Here is a 15,764-nt window from a genome sequence, read left to right as displayed (position 1 = left end):
TTTATATAATATATTATGATTGCAAATATAAATACCGTTGCGCTTCAGGGAATTAGCACAGTAAATGTCAATGCACAAATTCATATGGCAAATAGTATTCCAGCTTTTAAAGCAACAAGGACAACATTGCAAATTTAGAGTTCAAAAGGGTTATTCCTCGAGAACTATTGCGTCAGAAAGCTGGCGCTGAATTTGTATATAATGTTGACCTTGGAGGTTTTTATGAATAATAGTGAGAGAAAAGAAAAATTGGAAACTCGTATTCTATCAAGCAGAGGCAGGTCTTTATTGGATCACGAGCTACTAGAACGTACTCTGTCTGGATATGCAGAAGGAAGAGAAGTTGCCAAAAGGCTAATGGAGCTCTTTAGTAGTTTAGGAAGGGTAATTAATGCTGATTTTCATGAGCTAAAAAATGTTACAGGAATGAATGATGGAGCAATAGCAAGTATCTTTTGTCTGAAAGAGATTTTTGATAGGATATTGAAAGGCAAGTTAAAAAAGCTGTCGATTCTTGATAATAGAGAAGAGCTACTAAAATACTTTAAAGCAGCAATAGGGCAGTCACGAAAGGAAAGCTTGCGAGTGGTATACTTAGATCGAGGTGGTCATTTAATATATGAGTATATTCAAGACTGTGGAACTATAGACAGAGTACCTCTGTATGTGAGGGAAATAATAAAACAGGGATTACTGATTGATGCAGCATCTGTTGCAATTTCACATAATCATCCAAGCGGAGATATAGAACCATCAAAGGAGGATGAGGATAACACACTCACATTAGCTGCAACCTGCGAAAATGTAGGAATGAAATTGATAGATCATATAATCGTAACACAGAAGAGCCACTTTAGTTTTTATGACAGTGGCTTATTGTAATCTGTAACCCGGAAGGAAAGTTCTCTAGGCTCTGTGGACAAAATTTTAGAGAAGCCATACAAGAGCTCCAACAAAATTGAGAAAACCCATAAAAACCTCAGCAGTTTTATCAAATCTGGAAAAAATGCGCCTAAAATTTTTAATTTTACCAAAAAAACACTCAATCAAATGACGTTCTTTGTAGATATGCTCATCGTAATACCTTTGCACTTTTCGATTCCGTTTTGGCGGAATAACTACTGTACATCCCTTGTCTTCAAGACTTGTAACAAAGGCATTGCTATCGTAGCCCTTGTCAGCTACTACAGTAGAGTTATAGATACTTTCGGTCAACACTTGTGCCTGCGTAATTTCATTTCTTTGACCAGGAGTCAGAGTAAATTTAAGTGGATTTCCAAGTGCATCGACAAGCGCATGTATTTTAGTTGTAAAGCCACCTTTGCTCCTCCCTAAAGCTTCTTGATCCTTGGAGTTTTTTGTATATCCAGATGAACATGGATGGGCTCGGATGATCGTACCGTCGATTATAGCAACTTCTAAATCAGGCTCTTGTTTAGTATATTCAAGCAATTTTTTCCAGACATCTCTTTCACACCATCTTTTAAATCGCTTATGTATACTCCTGTAATTACCATAAGTTTTTGGTAAAAGTCTCCATTGGCAACCACTTCGCACTATGTACCACACTGCCTCTATGAATATTCTTAAACGTTTTTCATCTTTGCTGTGCATTCCTTTTACGCTTTTTATGAACTCTAAAATTTGTTTCCAATTTTCCTCTTTGATGTAATATTGCATATGGTAGTTTCTCCATTTTTTACCTATTAGGCTAAACTACCATCTTTTTCTCTCTTTTCATATTTTTTGTCCACAGAGCCTAGCTTTCCTTCTTTTTTTTCCACTTTATGAATTAAGAAATTCGCTGTAAGCTTGAACAAATAAAATTAGCAATGAAAGGTGGAATTAGGCAAAAAAATAAAGGAACTTAGGTTATACTGTGGTTTGACACAAACTGAATTAGGAAAAAGAATAGGTGTTTCATATAGACAGATACAAAGGTACGAAAATGGTTCGAATTACATTTTAGCCAGTAGACTATATGACTTAGCAAAAGCCCTATCGATAGATGTTGCTAACTTTTTTACTGATATGCACGCTGACTCACATGAAGCTTACGATGAAGAGGTGTTAAAGTTAGTCAAAGGATATAATGAAATTAAGAGCAAAAGGTTGCGTAGTGTAGTTTATATGTTAGTAAAATCTTTTTCTCAAAGTTACAATAAGAGTTAGTATTGCTTTAAAAAATGGGTATGCAACATCCTATTGATAAACAAATAGGTGAAAGGATAAGGAAAAGAAGGCTAATGTGTGGTTTTAGCCAAAGAGACTTAGGAAAAAAGCTTGGAATTTCATTCCAGCATATACAAGGATATGAAACTGGAGAAGTAAGGCTTGTAGTTGATAGGTTGTATAATTTGGCAGAAGCTTTGTCAGTTGATATGTCATATTTTTTTACAAAAGCCTCTGAGGATTTACATGATAAGGCCTTCCATAGCGATACAAGTAGTAAAGAAATATCAAGGCTAGTGAGGGAATACAGGAAAATTAAGGATGGAACGTTGCGTGATATTATTCATTCAGTGATAAAGGCTCTTACTAATAGATAGGTATAGTAGTGCTTCATAAGCAAGAATAGCCTTCTTGCGTTCTACTCCCCAGCGGTACTTATGAATTTTTCCAGACTTACGAATAACACGATGGCATGGTATTAAGTAGGAAATTGGATTGTTAGCAATTGCATTTGCGGTAGCACGTATGGCCTTTGGCTTACCAATTATATGAGCAATATTGGCATAGCTTGTTGTTGTAGCTGTGGAAATCGAAATCAATGCTTGCCAGACTTTAATTTGAAAGTCTGTTCCTCTAACAAGCAAAGAAAATGATCTCTCAGGTATTTGTGTGTCAAAAATATTGCGTACAATTTTTGCCGTTGTTAGCCTATCTTCTTTCAGGTAGGCTTGTGGCCACTCTTTTTCAAGTATCTTAATAGCTGAAGTTTCAAAATCACAAAAAGAAAGGTGACAGATGCTTTGTGTTGTAACTCCAATAAGTGCTTTTCCAAAAATAGTAGAGTGGTAACCATATAAAATATCGATAGATTCTTTATTTTTTCCAGGTGTTATAACCTGATATTTAGCCATACTTAAGAAATCAGTACTGATACAGTTTAAATTGATTTATATTAAAATTAAAGAGTTCAAACGCTACGCAAGACCAATCCACCCCGCAGCGGTTTTGGTTGCTGGAAGTGACTATATTATTTGAGTTTTTAATAACATATGATACTAGGTTAACAATAATTAATTTTAAAGTAAAAAGAAAATTCAAGGAAAACTTATAGTAAATTTTTATATATTTTACTACCACACTCTTAACCATATATTAGCATTATACCACTAGATTTGACACATAAACTCTCAATAACCCTTATCTACCAGGAAGATCATCTGCAGAACTATGCCCTAAGTTGTCTTTTATACGAAGAACATCCTTAACTGATATAAGAGTATTTGGCCTCTGCGCACGATCATTGAAGATGGCGTACGTTAAAACTACTGTGCCCCCGTCGGTAATACGCTTATATCCTCTAGCATTAAAATAACTACCTAGCTGAGTATTTGCTTCTACAATTTTTCGCTGTAGCTCTCCAGTACCAGCAAACTTTAACTCTATTACAATTGGATGGGTACCATCTCTCGCTTCCACAGATCTTAACAGAACCAAGTCCACTTTCTGCCCTCCTCCCAACTGAAACTCAATAATTACCCTAGCTGGATTACTACAAGCGTGAAATAACCCATGCAATATAGAATGAAACCCTGCTTCCCTAGCGTTATCTCTATTTACTGTCCACCTTAATGGAAATAACACATTAGAGATGGCTTGGAATACTTGTGCATGACGATTTTGTACTTGCCAACCAGTATTCATCATTATGTCTGTAGCACTGTGCACATTACTAACACCACCTACTTGTAAAAGGTCACCTTGAAAAACAGCATTACCTCTATTCTGCAGATAGTTAGCAGGTGACTGGAATGGTATTATATTAACAATTAGGCCTAAATCATCTTCATTCCTTCTATTAGGGTCTAATTGGCACATCACTTCATAAACCCTAGCATTTGGCCATTGTGCTAAATCTAATCCCATATTGGGAAATTGGTGACTTAAGATATGACGGATATGAAATACAACAACTCTCTCTTCTCTCCCTAATAACACATGTAAAACCATAGTTAAAGCACGATCTCCAACATTTACTTGTACAATTTCTTTGATCTACCTCATTAGTTAAAACAGCAACCTTTAAATTTCCCCTTCTATGATTATCTGGATTATTATCAAAGCGAAAAAAAATCCTTTCATTATTGTTTGCAACATCAGAATCATGTGCAGTAGCAAACATACCGAAAAAAAATGCAGGAAAGAAACGGTCTTTACCGACAGAATGTAAAAAAGATGGACTCTGATCTAAAAAAGATTCAAACCTTTCCACAAAACCTTGGCAATTTCCATTTAACAGACTTCTCATTAACCCAATGTTTTCACCGTTACCATGCATATAAACACCTCTATCTTCTGTGACAAGAAAATCCACTAACTCCAGCACTCCCTAACATAGACTGTGGATCACCAGAGCCACCACCTTGAGGAGGCGTAGGTGCTTCCTTCTCTAACTCAGAAAATAGCTTTTCTGCCAATTTATCATAATCTATATCATCTTTCATTGTAAGTTAAAAATGTGATATAAAAGAGATAAGAGGGAAAGATAACCCTACTCACTATAGGAATAGGGCTATCACGGGCATGTGCGACCGAAGAGCCATTGGTATTACAACCGTTCAGATCAAGGTACACTAGCCCCATCTCTCGATACGTTTGAATAGTTGCATGGGACATATGTATGTACCCGTTTACAATCTTAAATTAATTAAACTATCGAGGTTATTTATTATGATTACATCTTATCAAAATTTCATTGGAATTGATATCGGAAAATTTAAAAATGTTGCCGCAACTCACAACCAAAAGAGCACTATCAAGTTTGACAATGATGCTACTGGTTGGCAACAGTTGTTTCAAAAATTTTCAGATATCCTACCTAATTCTCTAGTAACTTTGGAAAACACTGGAAAATATGAGCTTGGCTTAGCACATTTTCTTGTTGATAAGAATGTTGCTGTACATCGAGCTAATACTCGCAAAGTAAAAAGCTTTGTCATATCTCATGGAACTTTAGCAAAGTCTGATCAATCAGATGCAAGAGCTCTTGCTCAATATGGATGTGAATGCTATAGTACTCTATCTCTATTTGTGCCTATGTCAAAAGAACAAACAGCCTTAGTTGCACTTTGTCAACGACGTGATGACATTACACAAATGAGAGTTCAAGAGAAATGTAGACTGAAAGCACCTGAAAACGAGCATATAAAAGAAAGTTGCCAAAAAACCATTGACTTTTTTAACGGTCAGATAAATGAGATCAATAATGCAATACAAAAAATCATTGATGAAAATCTAGAGTTACAAAAGCGCCAAAAAATACTTAGAACAGTACCGGGAATAGGTATCAAGTTATCTCAAGATTTTGTATGCCTGATGCCAGAACTTGGCTACTTAAACAAAAAAGAAGTTGCAAGTCTTGCTGGAGTTGCCCCGCATCCAAAAGAAAGCGGTAAAACTATTGGTTACCGAAGGATAACAGGTGGTAGAAGCAATGTTCGTGCAAAGCTTTTTACTGCTGCTATGGCTGCTGCAAAGTCTAAATCTGTACTTGGTGCTTTTTATTCTGATCTCATTGGTAGAGGTAAAAAAAGATGGTAGCTATAACAGCTCTAATGCATAAAATTATAGTGATTGCTAATGCAAGACTTAAAGAAGCAGTCAACGTAAATTTTTAAAATCTGTATAGAAAATAGGTTGATGAATATGTGCGCCCACACAAATTTAAAGCACATATTCATCAACCATACGGTCTAAGCAGTGGTAGTTGTTTGATATAAATTTCTTTCTGTAGTAAACTAGGCTCTGTGGACAAAAAATATGAAAAGAGAGAAAAAGATGGTAGTTTAGCCTAATAGGTAAAAAATGGAGAAACTACCATATGCAATATTACATCAAAGAGGAAAATTGGAAACAAATTTTAGAGTTCATAAAAAGCGTAAAAGGAATGCACAGCAAAGATGAAAAACGTTTAAGAATATTCATAGAGGCAGTGTGGTACATAGTGCGAAGTGGTTGCCAATGGAGACTTTTACCAAAAACTTATGGTAATTACAGGAGTATACATAAGCGATTTAAAAGATGGTGTGAAAGAGATGTCTGGAAAAAATTGCTTGAATATACTAAACAAGAGCCTGATTTAGAAGTTGCTATAATCGACGGTACGATCATCCGAGGCCATCCATGTTCATCTGGATATACAAAAAACTCCAAGGATCAAGAAGCTTTAGGGAGGAGCAAAGGTGGCTTTACAACTAAAATACATGCGCTTGTCGATGCACTTGGAAATCCACTTAAATTTACTCTGACTCCTGGTCAAAGAAATGAAATTACGCAGGCACAAGTGTTGACCGAAAGTATCTATAACTCTACTGTAGTAGCTGACAAGGGCTACGATAGCAATGCCTTTGTTACAAGTCTTGAAGACAAGGGATGTACAGTAGTTATTCCGCCAAAACGGAATCGAAAAGTGCAAAGGTATTACGATGAGCATATCTACAAAGAACGTCATTTGATTGAGTGTTTTTTTGGTAAAATTAAAAATTTTAGGCGCATTTTTTCCAGATTTGATAAAACTGCTGAGGTTTTTATGGGTTTTCTCAATTTTGTTGGAGCTCTTGTATGGCTTCTCTAAAATTTTGTCCACAGAGCCTAGATTATCAGTTTTTAAATCGCTGTTTAATATTATACTACTGGCTGTAAATCCACTTGAAGATTTATAGAGTATATTATCAATATTTAAATCTTCATCATAGTCAGTGAATCCCATTACTTCTCCACCTGCGAGCTTTAATTTCCAGCACGTAGCAGTGGTAAGTAATTCTCCAGCTAAATGATTTTTTAGTGTGGTTTGCATAGGGGCCTCCTGCTTAATTGATTAAATTTGAAAGTAGCTATAGGGCCAGTAGAATAAGGGCAGTGTGTTCTTTTCTCATCATCTAAGTAGCCATAAAGCGTCATTCCGGTGACCATAGGGTGTCATTCCAGTGCTTGACATACAGCTTTACAAACATTTGTTTGTAAAGGCAGTATGTTAAGTGTTATAGCCGGTTTTGCCTCAAAGACAAAGGCAGTGCCTTGACTACTTGGATCCAGGAAAATTGATTGTGCATTATACAACATTTTCGATCAAAAGCTGGATTCCAGTGTCAAGCACTGGAATGACAGGAGAGGGGTGCTGGGATAACAAGGAGAGAAATACTGGAATGACAAAAATTGGCACTGAGACGATAGAAAAGGAGCACTTATGGAATATGGTTACAAAGGCTTATACTTCTCAACATCACCTGATTTTGCATCCTCGATGCCTGAAAGGATTTCTTTAATGATGTTATAGCTTAGCTCAGGGTTATCTTCAACAACTTGACCAATTTTAGCCCAATGCTCGATTTGTTGTGGTACGGAACGATTTTGTAACATGGAATGGGACTGTACTATTTCCTCAAATTCTCCATCAAGATTTACTGTTATATCCATGATATTGTTACTTCTACTTTAAGCTATTATACCATATATTGGAAATTTTTTCAATATAAAATTTTCATCTGGAAATACACACCACAGTTAACTGTGGTGTGTACTGGCTGGCTAGAAAGAAAACTTCACACCAGTAAGAAGGAGAATTCCTTGGTTAGAAGGTGCCTCTTCTGTGGTACTACCTGCTTTTGTAATCTTATGATTTGCGTTTTGTTTCTCGTTAGTCATAAAATAATGAAGAGCTGCGTAAGGAACAAATTTGCTCTTACTGCATGCAGGAGATAGATCATATTGAACGCCAAGTGCGCCATCGTGAAGCATATCTCCATCATTCATTCTGCTACCAAAGTACGTCAAACTTGTGTAGATATTCTCATGTTGATACCCAGCTCCTACGGTCCAATACATGGTGTTTATACTATCTTTACCAAATTGAGCTTCCAGCCCTTTCACTCTCTTGTCATCATCAGTAGTACCTTTACCATCAATTTCCGTATAGATATCACCAACTAATTTTTTAATACCCTTCGGTTGACCAGATTTACCCAAATATGCAAAAGAAGCAGCAAATTTTACGCCTTGATCTTCATTAATCTTATAATCAGCGCTTACACCCAAATTAACACCCATCAGGTCATTGTACTCTACATATTCATCATAAACATGCTTATCTTTATTTGATTGTTTTGGCCAGCCATACTCACCAACTGCAGAAGTTTTAACTTTTATGTTATGTTTATCAAAGTCATATTCATATGATGCACCAGCACTTACTATGTGCTCATAGTCTGGACCGACATGCTTTATTTCTTCTTTATGCTTTAGCACCTTAGTACCATTTTTATCCTCCTCAAAAGGAATTGTTTCTTTTACAGTAAACAAGCTACTATCATAACGAGGTGCATAACTGATGCCAAACCTTGCGCCCATATAATTTGGTGAGTAGTAAGCAACTCTAAACGGCAGTGTAGTCATAACGCCTTTGTTATATTTCCCTGCCATGCGGAAAGAGAATTTTTCACTTTCACTCGAAAAACTTTCAGTGTAAAGACGTGGTGTTACATAAAATGGAAAGCTTGCAGCGCTTCCTTCTAAGTTCACTTTTCTGAACCAGTCACTATCTGCAGCTCCGTCAACAGTTGCAATTCTTGTTGCATCAAGTCTCATCAGAGCCTCAGGACCAAATTGATAACCAAGCTTCACATCACCATATTTTGAGTTAACAAACACATGCGCACTTCTGCCTTTTGCAGCATAAACACCCTGTGAAGCTCCCTTACCTTCGGTCACTGGAACATGAAACTGCACGTCAGCACCATAAAGAAGACCTAAATCTTCATTCTTATTTTCTGCTCTGAGGTGCAATATCGCATCAGCAATCATACCCATATTATCGCTATAGTCACCGATATTTCCTATTCCCTCAGGGAACACTGGATTTGCTCCTTTTACCTTATCCGTAGCATCCTCATAATAATTTATAGATTTGCCAGGCATAACGTCGTAGCGTTTATAATCTGCGCCACTTGGCCCTGCTTTACCATAACCTTGAGCATCAACAACACCACCAAAAGTTATTCTTAAATTACTTTGCCCTTGATTGGTATCGATAATATCAACTCCACCAACTGAAACAACAGGACTTGCCTTACCTTTTTCCTCTGTATTTTTGTTAACAACTTTTACATCCTTCTTTACATCTTTAGCTTCAACTTTAGCATTCTTAGTTTTAGAACGCTTAGTTTTTGAAACTTTACCTTTTTCTATATTAGAATTCTTAGCGTTTAGAGCTTTCGCTTTTGAATCCTCTATAAGCTTTGCTTTTTTCTCATTTGCTAGCCTGATCTCCTCTTTTTTCTTCTGCTCGGCTGCTAATCTCATCTCCTCCTTTTTCTTAAGCTCTTCAGCTTTTTTTCTTGGATCAGCATTACATATTCTGTCCATCTTTTCTTTCAGTTTTTTATTTGATGTTTTCATAACTTCTGTTTTTCCAGAAGTTTTTGTGCTCTCTTGCTTTTTTATTTCCTTCATACTCTCATCAGGAAAGTCAGCTGCAAAACTGCTGAAAGAACATAAAGTTAATAAAGAAACTAGAGCAGTTCTAGTATACATAGACTTTTTCATGAAGTGCCCCCAAAAAATTTCGAAATCATATCTTAAATGTAAATAGTATAAAAATGTTGAAAATTCAACTTAAAGCAACCTTATAACGAAAATAAAAGTAAAATGCAATACCTTAAAAGCAACTTTCTTAATATGCTCAACGTGTATATTAACCAAAATTTAGTACAGAGGTTCGCTTGTTAGTGCATTATAACTCGACTATTTATTCTATGGAAGTAAAATTTTTCCACCACAAGTTCTTTCCCATTCTTCTTTAAATTTCTTTAGGTATTCTTTTTTTTCGCACTCTAAAAGCAGCTCTTCCGCACTTTTATTGTAGCTTTCAGTAGTAATCCTTCCCTGATGATGCATGAACCTTAAGTAAATCAAATAAGTGTTAATTACATCTGTTTCACAATAATCTCGAATCTCTTGTATCTTGCCGCTATCGTATAAGTCCATAACTTGTGACCCATCAACTCCAATCTTACCAGGAAGATTAAATGCTGCACAAACTTCGTTCATTTTTACTCTCGCAGAAGCTCCAAAATCAGAGAGGGATTCAAGCAAATCACAATGCCAATCACTGCTATATCTCTGATTGTAACTATTCCACTTATCGCCAGCTTTATGAAAATATTCCGCTTGAATGCCATGGACCATAGCACGATACTTCAGCACTGGTATATCAAAAGTGCGTCCGTTGAACGAAACTAATCTTGGCTTTTTCTCTGATATGTAGTTAAAAAATCCTTTCACTAGCTCCTTTTCACTGGAATTTAGTGTGCCTCCAGATCTTATTTCTTGCAGTGTGAACACCTCATAACCACTCTGGTAGCTTATATTGCAAAGTAAAAAACTAATAACTACAATTTGGTGGAAGGGCTGACGCAGAAAAGAGTTTTGCCCGTTTGTTATTTCGAGATGATACTTTGTTAATGCATCCCTCTTCTCTTCTACACTACTATCATCACTAATATTGAGTAAATTCTTGCAGGAGTTTACATCTGGTATAGTTTCAATATCAAATACTAATAAAGAATTAAGCATTGCCTATATACTCCTCAGGGCGGTCAATCCAAGGTCGCACTTTCACAAATAAAAAGAGGTGTACCTTGCACTCAAATAATTTTTCTAGTTCAGCACGCGCTTCGATATTAATTTTTTTAATATTACTGCCATCTTTTCCTAGCACTATTTTTTTATGACTATCTTTCAACACAAATATGATCTGTTTGATGACTAAACTCTTATCTTTTTTTTCCTCAAATTGTTCAGTTATAACAGCTGTAGAGTATGGCAATTCTTCACGCAAGTTCAAGAATAATTTTTCTCTCGTAATTTCTGCTGATAAAAAATTTGTCGAGGAATCGGTTATTTGATCTTCTTCATAAAACCAGGGGCTCACCGATGCAACTTCAGACAAGTAATTCATCAAATCAGAAAGTCCATCATTCTTTAATGCTGATATCATAAAAACCTTTTCAAATTTATAAAGCAAATTCAGATGCTCATGCGCCATCTTTAATTCAGGCCTTTTTACCAAATCAGTTTTATTGATAACCAAAATGCATCTGCCTTTTGTGTGCTGCAGCCGCATAAATATAGTCTTAATTCTTTCTATATTTTTCAAATAATTGCTTACATCAACAAGCAACAAAGTGATGTCACTATCCTTAACTGCCGACCATGCAGATTTGACTAAAGCTTTTTCAAGTTTTGTTTCTGCTGAGAAAATTCCTGGGGAGTCAGTAAAGACAATTTGTGTGTTGTTGCATGTTGCAACACCCCTTATTTGCGTCCTTGTTGTTTGCACTTTAGGGGTGACAATTGCAATTTTCTTGCCTATGATGCTGTTAATTAATGTAGACTTCCCAGCATTTGGTAAGCCAGCTATGGTTACAAATAAGCATTTTTGTTCTTTCACAAAGAAAATTATAAAGAAAACTGAATGCCCGCGTCAAGCTACTTATATGACAAGAAGGATGACAGAAACCTTTTTGGTTAGCATGCAAAAAGGAAAAAAACTTATTCTACAAATTAAAAATACAATATACTCAAAAACTTTTCAGAAAATCCATAGGAGGGTTTGCTAATGAAGGCTCTTAAGTTGACGCCATTGCCTGAACGACTGCTTGATTTAAGGGTAACGTTTTAACCATAAGGTCACTAACTCCTTAATATGTGTGTTCATAATTTGATTTTCCACGAAAGACATAATAGCAATAACCAGTGTAAGTTAAAATGATTGGTAAAAGCAGTATTATAACAATGAGCATTAAAGATAAACTTGGCCCAGAAGCAGCTGCATCCAGAATGGTATATTGAAAAGGTATAATCCATGGGTAGATACTAATTCCTAAACCTAAATATCCCATAAAAAAAATAGCAATACTGAGAAAGAATGGACGGTACTCCCGTTTAGTATTCTGAAGATCAAACCACAGCATGAAAAATAGCCAAGATGTGAGTAATGGAATAGAAAATAAATAATAAAAATTTGGCATGCTAAACCAAAAGTTTTTAATACGTTCATTTAAAAATGGTGTCACTACACTCACTAGTCCCATGAAAATACCTACAAAACCAAGCGTATAAGAAGCAACCTTGCGTGCCCATTCTTGTGTTATATTTTCTGTCTTCATTATGAGCCATGTAGAACCTAAAAGTGCATATCCAAATATCACAGCAATGCCTGTCATTACACTAAAAGCACTTGCCCAATCAAATTGGCCACCAGAAAAGTTGCGTCCGTTTACTTCTACACCATGTATAAATGCACCTAAAATCATGCCTTGGCAAAATGCAGCACCAAGTGACCCAAAATGAAAGGCATAATCCCATAATCGCCTGTATTTTCCTTCTGCCTTAGGCTCTGTGGACAAAAAATATGAAAAGAGAGAAAAAGATGGTAGTTTAGCCTAATAGGTAAAAAATGGAGAAACTACCATATGCAATATTACATCAAAGAGGAAAATTGGAAACAAATTTTAGAGTTCATAAAAAGCGTAAAAGGAATGCACAGCAAAGATGAAAAACGTTTAAGAATATTCATAGAGGCAGTGTGGTACATAGTGCGAAGTGGTTGCCAATGGAGACTTTTACCAAAAACTTATGGTAATTACAGGAGTATACATAAGCGATTTAAAAGATGGTGTGAAAGAGATGTCTGGAAAAAATTGCTTGAATATACTAAACAAGAGCCTGATTTAGAAGTTGCTATAATCGACGGTACGATCATCCGAGGCCATCCATGTTCATCTGGATATACAAAAAACTCCAAGGATCAAGAAGCTTTAGGGAGGAGCAAAGGTGGCTTTACAACTAAAATACATGCGCTTGTCGATGCACTTGGAAATCCACTTAAATTTACTCTGACTCCTGGTCAAAGAAATGAAATTACGCAGGCACAAGTGTTGACCGAAAGTATCTATAACTCTACTGTAGTAGCTGACAAGGGCTACGATAGCAATGCCTTTGTTACAAGTCTTGAAGACAAGGGATGTACAGTAGTTATTCCGCCAAAACGGAATCGAAAAGTGCAAAGGTATTACGATGAGCATATCTACAAAGAACGTCATTTGATTGAGTGTTTTTTTGGTAAAATTAAAAATTTTAGGCGCATTTTTTCCAGATTTGATAAAACTGCTGAGGTTTTTATGGGTTTTCTCAATTTTGTTGGAGCTCTTGTATGGCTTCTCTAAAATTTTGTCCACAGAGCCTAAAACGAAACTCAAAGGATACTCCGCGCACTATAAGGCCAAGCAGCATAATAATGATTGGAATATAAAAAGCAGGCATTAATATTGAATATGCAAGAGGAAAAGCAGCAAACAACCCTCCACCACCCAATACCAACCATGTTTCGTTTCCATCCCAAAATGGTGCAATTGAGCTTATCATGTGATCACGGCATTTATTTGACGGTGCAAAAGGAAGTAAAATACCAATACCTAAATCAAACCCATCCATTAAAATATACAGTAAAACAGCTATGGCAATTAGTAATCCCCAGATTAGGGGTAAATTAATTAAGGAAGAAAAATCAAACATGATTGTTGTCCTTTCCAGATGTACCAGCATCAATCACTGAAGCTCCAATACCGTGTTTATAAAATTGCTCTTCTTCTTTAATGACAGGAATTCCTTTGTATATAAGTTTCAGAATATAGTAACTACCTGCTCCAAATATAAGGGTATACATAACGATAAATGCAATCAAAGACCATGCAACCTGAGGACCGGTAATCGCAGGTGAAAATGATTCAATTGTGCGCATAATTCCATATACAGTGTAAGGTTGACGGCCAATTTCAGTAGTAAACCAACCTGCAAGTAACGCTATGAACCCAGACGGCATCATTGATATCCACCATCCATGTAAGAAACAACTTTGGAATAATTTGCCACGAAGATACTGTATAACACTTACTAACCCAATTATGATCATTAAAATTCCAACTCCAACCATTATACGGAAGGACCAGAATACCCATACTACAGGTGGTCTATCTTCTTTTTTCCATTCCTTTAATCCTTTTACTTCTCCTAAAAAATCATGTGTTAAGATCAAGCTGGCAAGATTAGGAATTTTTATCTCGTAGTGATTAATTTCATTTTGCTGATCCGGATAAGCAAATAAAAGTAAGCCAGCCCCTTTTTCGGTTTCCCATATACCTTCCATTGCAGCAATCTTAGCAGGTTGATGCTTTAGTGTATTTAATCCATGCCTATCTCCCCTGAACAGCTGAAATGGTGCAGCTAAAGCTACCATAATGGTTGCCATACCAAGCATAATTCTTGCTTGAGGAGCATGTCGTTTTCTCCAAAGATAAAATGCTCCTACACCACCAACCACAAAAGCTGTTGTAAGATAGGCTGCTGTTACCATATGAATAAAGCGATAAGGGAAAGAAGGATTAAAAATAATCTCTAACCAATTGGTTGGATATAGGAGACCATCCTCACCAATCGTGAATCCAGCGGGTGTTTGCATCCAACTGTTGGCTGCAATAATCCAAAAAGCTGAAATAAGCGTTCCCACTGCAACAATACAAGTAGAAGCAAAGTGCATACGAGAACTTACTCTATTCCATCCAAATAGCATAATACTCAAAAAAGATGCCTCCAGAAAAAAGGCTGTTAAAACCTCAAAGGAAAATAGAGGGCCGAGAACATTGGCTATGCGGTCAGAAAAAATCGACCAATTGGTACCAAGTTGATATGACATTACAACTCCAGATACCACTCCCATGCCAAAAGCAACGGCAAAAATCTTGATCCAGAATTTATAAACATCACGGAAACGTGTATCATCAGTCTTAAGCCAACACCATTCCAAAAAGGCTAGAAAACTTGCAAGTCCGATCGTGAAAGCAGGAAATATAATGTGAAAGCCTATTGTGAAGGCAAACTGAATTCGAGCTAGCAGCACAGAACTAAATTCAAACATTTTACCCAATACCTATGTATTACAAATAACAGCCAAATCTGCCTATAATTCAATCCATTTTTTCACAAAATTGACCTTACCCAGAAAAAGTAGAGAGAAAGTTAAGACGTTTTTGTCATGAGAATAAATTGTGCAGGAATACAACTGTTCTCCCTTGTCATACCGTCACGGTATCTCTAGATCCCGCTAACACGTAGCGGAATGACGATTGTCAGGCCAGCGCCCCTATGATGTCATCCCAGTGCTCCTTTTTTTGTCATCCCAGTGCCCAGACACTGGGATCCAGGAAATTTAGTTGCAAGTAATGCATTGGGTTTGGTGAGTATGGGTTTTGCGTTATAGAATGAAGCACTTTTGGTGAATTTATAAAGAAAGCTGGATCCCAGTGTCAAGCACTGGGATGACACCCTACTAGCAGAAGTTACTCTCAAATGTTTGTTCATGTTAGTTACAAACATTAAGAAATTTACCAAACGAAAAAAAAGGCAAAAGAAGCCCTATCATTGTCTATTTTCAGTATTGGCGTTTTTTAAGTCTTAAACGCTGCAATTTAGCTGCTTTTAAA

17 protein-coding genes and 3 pseudogenes are annotated in these 15,764 nt (G+C 36.3%); 7 read left to right on the top strand and 13 right to left on the bottom strand.

From position 1 onward, the window contains the following. Positions 1-15 precede the first annotated feature (15 nt). Positions 16-138: a hypothetical protein gene (locus tag OOK85_RS05150; protein ID WP_264702573.1), complete on the top strand. Its 123-nt coding sequence runs from the start codon at positions 16-18 to the stop codon at positions 136-138. Positions 139-222: 84 nt separating this feature from the next. Beyond that, positions 223-882 carry a JAB domain-containing protein gene (locus OOK85_RS05145; RefSeq protein WP_264338883.1) on the top strand — a complete coding sequence of 220 codons (660 nt, stop codon included), beginning with the start codon at positions 223-225 and terminating at the stop codon, positions 880-882. Positions 883-927: 45 nt separating this feature from the next. Here OOK85_RS05145 and OOK85_RS05140 read toward each other — a convergent pair whose 3' ends face one another. After that, positions 928-1,680 carry an IS5 family transposase gene (locus tag OOK85_RS05140; protein WP_264702259.1) on the bottom strand — a complete coding sequence of 251 codons (753 nt, stop codon included), beginning with the start codon at positions 1,678-1,680 and terminating at the stop codon, positions 928-930. Between the two features lie 204 nt (positions 1,681-1,884). Between OOK85_RS05140 and OOK85_RS05135 the strand changes: the two genes are divergently transcribed. After that, positions 1,885-2,172: a helix-turn-helix domain-containing protein gene (locus OOK85_RS05135; protein WP_220468131.1), complete on the top strand. Its 288-nt coding sequence runs from the start codon at positions 1,885-1,887 to the stop codon at positions 2,170-2,172. Between the two features lie 20 nt (positions 2,173-2,192). Then, positions 2,193-2,549, top strand: a complete 357-nt coding sequence (locus OOK85_RS05130; RefSeq protein ID WP_264702567.1) for a helix-turn-helix domain-containing protein — start codon at positions 2,193-2,195, stop codon at positions 2,547-2,549. Here the strand turns inward: OOK85_RS05130 and OOK85_RS05125 are convergent. From OOK85_RS05125 to OOK85_RS05115, 3 genes are all read right to left on the bottom strand, one after another. Further along, positions 2,520-3,083 (bottom strand): methylated-DNA--[protein]-cysteine S-methyltransferase, encoded by a 564-nt coding sequence (locus tag OOK85_RS05125; RefSeq protein ID WP_182182658.1) that lies wholly within the window; start codon positions 3,081-3,083, stop codon positions 2,520-2,522. The genes OOK85_RS05130 and OOK85_RS05125 overlap by 30 nt on opposite strands. Before the next feature lie 286 nt (positions 3,084-3,369). Further along, a complete protein-coding gene (locus tag OOK85_RS05120) occupies positions 3,370-4,179 on the bottom strand; it encodes a hypothetical protein (RefSeq protein WP_264702564.1) in 810 nt (269 codons plus the stop codon). Between the two features lie 338 nt (positions 4,180-4,517). Then, complete coding sequence (locus OOK85_RS05115; protein WP_264702561.1) at positions 4,518-4,673, bottom strand: hypothetical protein; 156 nt, start codon at positions 4,671-4,673, stop codon at positions 4,518-4,520. A gap of 226 nt (positions 4,674-4,899) precedes the next feature. On the opposite strand from OOK85_RS05115, the pseudogene OOK85_RS05110 reads away from it, so the two are divergent. Together OOK85_RS05110 and OOK85_RS05105 are read left to right on the top strand one after the other, a co-directional pair. Then, positions 4,900-5,846 (top strand): annotated as a pseudogene (locus OOK85_RS05110) (IS110 family RNA-guided transposase). A gap of 203 nt (positions 5,847-6,049) precedes the next feature. Continuing rightward, positions 6,050-6,802: an IS5 family transposase gene (locus tag OOK85_RS05105; protein WP_264702164.1), complete on the top strand. Its 753-nt coding sequence runs from the start codon at positions 6,050-6,052 to the stop codon at positions 6,800-6,802. 78 nt (positions 6,803-6,880) lie between these two features. Here the strand turns inward: OOK85_RS05105 and OOK85_RS05100 are convergent. The 6 genes and pseudogenes from OOK85_RS05100 to OOK85_RS05075 all read right to left on the bottom strand — a co-directional run. Then, a pseudogene (locus OOK85_RS05100) lies at positions 6,881-7,024 on the bottom strand (baseplate hub domain-containing protein); the annotation flags it as partial. A gap of 401 nt (positions 7,025-7,425) precedes the next feature. After that, positions 7,426-7,644, bottom strand: a complete 219-nt coding sequence (locus OOK85_RS05095; protein ID WP_264702559.1) for a ParD-like family protein — start codon at positions 7,642-7,644, stop codon at positions 7,426-7,428. Positions 7,645-7,755: 111 nt separating this feature from the next. After that, the gene (locus OOK85_RS05090; RefSeq protein ID WP_264702557.1) at positions 7,756-9,768 is read right to left on the bottom strand and encodes a WD0745 family porin; all 2,013 of its coding nucleotides are present in this window, start codon (positions 9,766-9,768) and stop codon (positions 7,756-7,758) included. Between the two features lie 207 nt (positions 9,769-9,975). Beyond that, a complete protein-coding gene (locus tag OOK85_RS05085; protein ID WP_264702555.1) occupies positions 9,976-10,797 on the bottom strand; it encodes a 3'-5' exonuclease in 822 nt (273 codons plus the stop codon). After that, the gene (gene era / locus OOK85_RS05080; protein ID WP_264702553.1) at positions 10,790-11,674 is read right to left on the bottom strand and encodes a GTPase Era; all 885 of its coding nucleotides are present in this window, start codon (positions 11,672-11,674) and stop codon (positions 10,790-10,792) included. Before era ends, OOK85_RS05085 begins: the two co-directional genes overlap by 8 nt. A gap of 250 nt (positions 11,675-11,924) precedes the next feature. After that, positions 11,925-12,632, bottom strand: a complete 708-nt coding sequence (locus OOK85_RS05075; protein WP_264702552.1) for a cytochrome d ubiquinol oxidase subunit II — start codon at positions 12,630-12,632, stop codon at positions 11,925-11,927. Positions 12,633-12,698: 66 nt separating this feature from the next. On the opposite strand from OOK85_RS05075, the gene OOK85_RS05070 reads away from it, so the two are divergent. Continuing rightward, the gene (locus tag OOK85_RS05070; RefSeq protein ID WP_264702164.1) at positions 12,699-13,451 is read left to right on the top strand and encodes an IS5 family transposase; all 753 of its coding nucleotides are present in this window, start codon (positions 12,699-12,701) and stop codon (positions 13,449-13,451) included. A 16-nt stretch (positions 13,452-13,467) separates the two neighbouring features. Here the strand turns inward: OOK85_RS05070 and OOK85_RS05065 are convergent. The 3 genes and pseudogenes from OOK85_RS05065 to OOK85_RS07940 all read right to left on the bottom strand — a co-directional run. Then, a pseudogene (locus OOK85_RS05065) lies at positions 13,468-13,800 on the bottom strand (cytochrome d ubiquinol oxidase subunit II); the annotation flags it as partial. Then, the gene (locus OOK85_RS05060) at positions 13,793-15,199 is read right to left on the bottom strand and encodes a cytochrome ubiquinol oxidase subunit I (RefSeq protein ID WP_264702550.1); all 1,407 of its coding nucleotides are present in this window, start codon (positions 15,197-15,199) and stop codon (positions 13,793-13,795) included. The gene OOK85_RS05060 and the pseudogene OOK85_RS05065, both read right to left, overlap by 8 nt. A 233-nt stretch (positions 15,200-15,432) precedes the next feature. Next, complete coding sequence (locus OOK85_RS07940) at positions 15,433-15,657, bottom strand: hypothetical protein (RefSeq protein ID WP_264702548.1); 225 nt, start codon at positions 15,655-15,657, stop codon at positions 15,433-15,435. Positions 15,658-15,764 lie beyond the last annotated feature (107 nt).

This window comes from Wolbachia endosymbiont (group A) of Volucella inflata, assembly GCF_947250665.1.
In the GTDB taxonomy this organism is placed as follows: domain Bacteria; phylum Pseudomonadota; class Alphaproteobacteria; order Rickettsiales; family Anaplasmataceae; genus Wolbachia; species Wolbachia pipientis.
Note: the sequence above shows the minus strand (reverse complement) of the source record. Positions and strands in the feature narration are given on the sequence as shown.

Excerpts from the sequence above, each read along its gene's own strand:
- OOK85_RS05150 (WP_264702573.1), top strand. The coding sequence starts at position 16 with ATGATTGCAAATATAAATACCGTTGCGCTTCAGGGAATTAGCACAGTA.
- OOK85_RS05145 (WP_264338883.1), top strand. The coding sequence starts at position 223 with ATGAATAATAGTGAGAGAAAAGAAAAATTGGAAACTCGTATTCTATCA.
- OOK85_RS05140 (WP_264702259.1), bottom strand. The coding sequence starts at position 1,680 with ATGCAATATTACATCAAAGAGGAAAATTGGAAACAAATTTTAGAGTTC.
- OOK85_RS05130 (WP_264702567.1), top strand. The coding sequence starts at position 2,193 with ATGCAACATCCTATTGATAAACAAATAGGTGAAAGGATAAGGAAAAGA.
- OOK85_RS05125 (WP_182182658.1), bottom strand. The coding sequence starts at position 3,083 with ATGGCTAAATATCAGGTTATAACACCTGGAAAAAATAAAGAATCTATC.
- OOK85_RS05120 (WP_264702564.1), bottom strand. The coding sequence starts at position 4,179 with ATGGTTTTACATGTGTTATTAGGGAGAGAAGAGAGAGTTGTTGTATTT.
- OOK85_RS05115 (WP_264702561.1), bottom strand. The coding sequence starts at position 4,673 with ATGAAAGATGATATAGATTATGATAAATTGGCAGAAAAGCTATTTTCT.
- OOK85_RS05105 (WP_264702164.1), top strand. The coding sequence starts at position 6,050 with ATGCAATATTACATCAAAGAGGAAAATTGGAAACAAATTTTAGAGTTC.
- OOK85_RS05095 (WP_264702559.1), bottom strand. The coding sequence starts at position 7,644 with ATGGATATAACAGTAAATCTTGATGGAGAATTTGAGGAAATAGTACAG.
- OOK85_RS05090 (WP_264702557.1), bottom strand. The coding sequence starts at position 9,768 with ATGAAAAAGTCTATGTATACTAGAACTGCTCTAGTTTCTTTATTAACT.
- OOK85_RS05085 (WP_264702555.1), bottom strand. The coding sequence starts at position 10,797 with ATGCTTAATTCTTTATTAGTATTTGATATTGAAACTATACCAGATGTA.
- OOK85_RS05070 (WP_264702164.1), top strand. The coding sequence starts at position 12,699 with ATGCAATATTACATCAAAGAGGAAAATTGGAAACAAATTTTAGAGTTC.
- OOK85_RS05060 (WP_264702550.1), bottom strand. The coding sequence starts at position 15,199 with ATGTTTGAATTTAGTTCTGTGCTGCTAGCTCGAATTCAGTTTGCCTTC.
- OOK85_RS07940 (WP_264702548.1), bottom strand. The coding sequence starts at position 15,657 with ATGTTTGTAACTAACATGAACAAACATTTGAGAGTAACTTCTGCTAGT.